The sequence below is a fragment of the Bradyrhizobium sp. genome, assembly GCF_019242285.1.
GTDB lineage: Bacteria > Pseudomonadota > Alphaproteobacteria > Rhizobiales > Xanthobacteraceae > Bradyrhizobium.
Window position 1 is genome coordinate 1 of the sequence record NZ_JAFAVV010000695.1, and the last position, 2,159, is coordinate 2,159.

Genomic DNA, 2,159 nt, shown 5'->3' on the forward strand with positions numbered 1-2,159 from the left:
GCGCGATCGACTTGTCGGTGCCGGTCACCTTGAACTCGCCGTTCTCGATGATGATGTCGCCTTCGGATGCTTCCAGCGCGTGCGCCGCGATCTTCTTTGCCTTGGCTTCGACCTTCTCCATCGCCTTGACGATGGCGACGCCGCCGACCGCGATCGAGCGCGAGCCGTAGGTGCCCATGCCGAACTTCACCTTGTCGGTATCGCCATGGACGATCGAGACCTGGCTGCTCGGCACGCCGATGCGGTCGGCAACGAGCTGGCAGAACGTCGTCTCGTGGCCCTGGCCGTGGCTGTGCGAGCCGGTCAGGACCTCGATGGTGCCGACCGGGTTGACGCGGACCTCGGCGGATTCCCACAAGCCGACGCCGGCGCCGAGACTGCCGACCGCCTTGGAGGGCGCGATGCCGCAGGCCTCGATGTAGCAGGAGACGCCGATGCCGCGCAGCTTGCCGTCCTGCTTGGCCTTGGCCTTGCGCGCGGCGAAGCCGGCATAGTCGATCGCCTTCTTGGCGGCGTCGAGCGAGGCGTGGAAGTCGCCGATGTCATAGGCCATGATGACAGGCGTCTGGTACGGGAACTGGTTGATGAAGTTCCTGGCGCGCAGCTCGGCCGGATCGACCTTCAGCTGCCGCGCCGCGGTCTCCATCATGCGTTCCAGCAGGTAGCTCGCCTCGGGCCGGCCCGCGCCGCGATAGGCGTCGACCGGCGTGGTGTTGGTGTAGACGCCCATCACCTCGGCATAGATCGCCGGGATGACGTATTGGCCCGACAGCAGCGTGACATAGAGATAGGTCGGCACCGCCGAGGAGAACAGCGACATGTAGGCGCCGAAATTGGCGTAGGTCTTCACGCGCAGGCCGAGAATCTTGTTGTCCTTGTCGAACGCCATCTCGGCCTTGGAGATGTGGTCGCGGCCGTGCGCGTCGGTCAGGAAGGCTTCCGAGCGGTCGGCGGTCCACTTCACCGGGCGGCCGACCTTCTTCGAGGCCCACAGCGCCACCATCTCCTCCGGATAGATGTAGATCTTGGAGCCGAAGCCGCCGCCGACGTCGGGGGCGATCACGCGGAGCTTGTGCTCGGGCGCGATGTTGTAGAACGCCGACAGCACGAGGCGGGCGACGTGCGGATTCTGCGAGGTGGTGTAGAGCGTGAAGTGCTCCTCGGCTGTGTCGTAGTCGGCCACCGCCGAGCGCGGCTCCATCGCGTTCGGCACCAGGCGGTTGTTGGTCAGCTCCAGCGTCACCACATTGGCGGCCTTGGCGAAGGCGGCGTTGACCGCGGCCTCGTCGCCGAGCGCCCAGTCGTAGACCACGTTGCCCGGCGCCTCCGGGTGAAGCTGCACCGCGCCCGGCTTGATCGCCGCGCGCATGTCGGTCAGCGCCGGCAGCTCCTGGTAATCGACGACCACGGCCTCCGCGGCGTCGCGGGCCTGGTTCTTGGTCTCGGCGATCACGACCGCGACCGCTTGTCCGACGAAGCGCACGGTCTCCGGCGCCATCGCCGGCCACGCGCCCATCTTCATCGGCGAGCCGTCCTTCGAGGTGATGGCCCAGCCGCAGATCAGATTGCCGACCTTGTCGTCGACGATCTGTTGCCCGGTCAAGACCGCGATCACGCCCGGCATCTTCATCGCCTCGGCGGAATCGATGCCCTTGACCCTGGCATGGGCGTGGGGGCTGCGGATGAAATGGGCGAATGTCATGCCCACCAGCTTGACGTCGTCGACGTAGCGGCCCTTGCCGGTAATGAAACGCTTGTCCTCCTTGCGCACGACGCTCGCGCCGATGCCTTCAACACCCATGTCCTGATCTCCCTGCCGGAGTTGGTTGTCCCGCCATTTCCATCGAAACGCAGCGGGGATTTGGAAAAAACTGAACGATCGAGGCGCCGCTACTCGGCGGCCTGCGCGATCTGCATGCGCGAGGCGGCATCCAGCACCGCCTTGACGATGTTGTGGTAGCCGGTGCAGCGGCAGATGTTGCCTTCGAGCTCATGGCGGACGGTCGGCTCGTCGAGCTTGCCGCTATGGCGATGCACGATGTCGATCGCCGACATGATCATGCCCGGGGTGCAATAGCCGCACTGCAGGCCGTGATTGTCGCGGAACGCCGCCTGCATCGGGTGCAACTCGTCGCCCTTGGCGATGCCCTCGATCGTGA

At 65.9% G+C, this 2,159-nt stretch carries 2 protein-coding genes; both read right to left on the reverse strand.

Annotated features, from left to right (window positions below; translation table 11 throughout):
• On the reverse strand, window positions 1-1,801 hold a 1,801-nt coding region (locus JOY90_RS28000; RefSeq protein ID WP_291694339.1), incomplete at its 3' end, for a xanthine dehydrogenase family protein molybdopterin-binding subunit.
• An 89-nt stretch (window positions 1,802-1,890) separates the two neighbouring features.
• Window positions 1,891-2,159: (2Fe-2S)-binding protein (locus JOY90_RS28005; RefSeq protein ID WP_291694340.1), on the reverse strand; the 269-nt coding region annotated here is incomplete at its 5' end.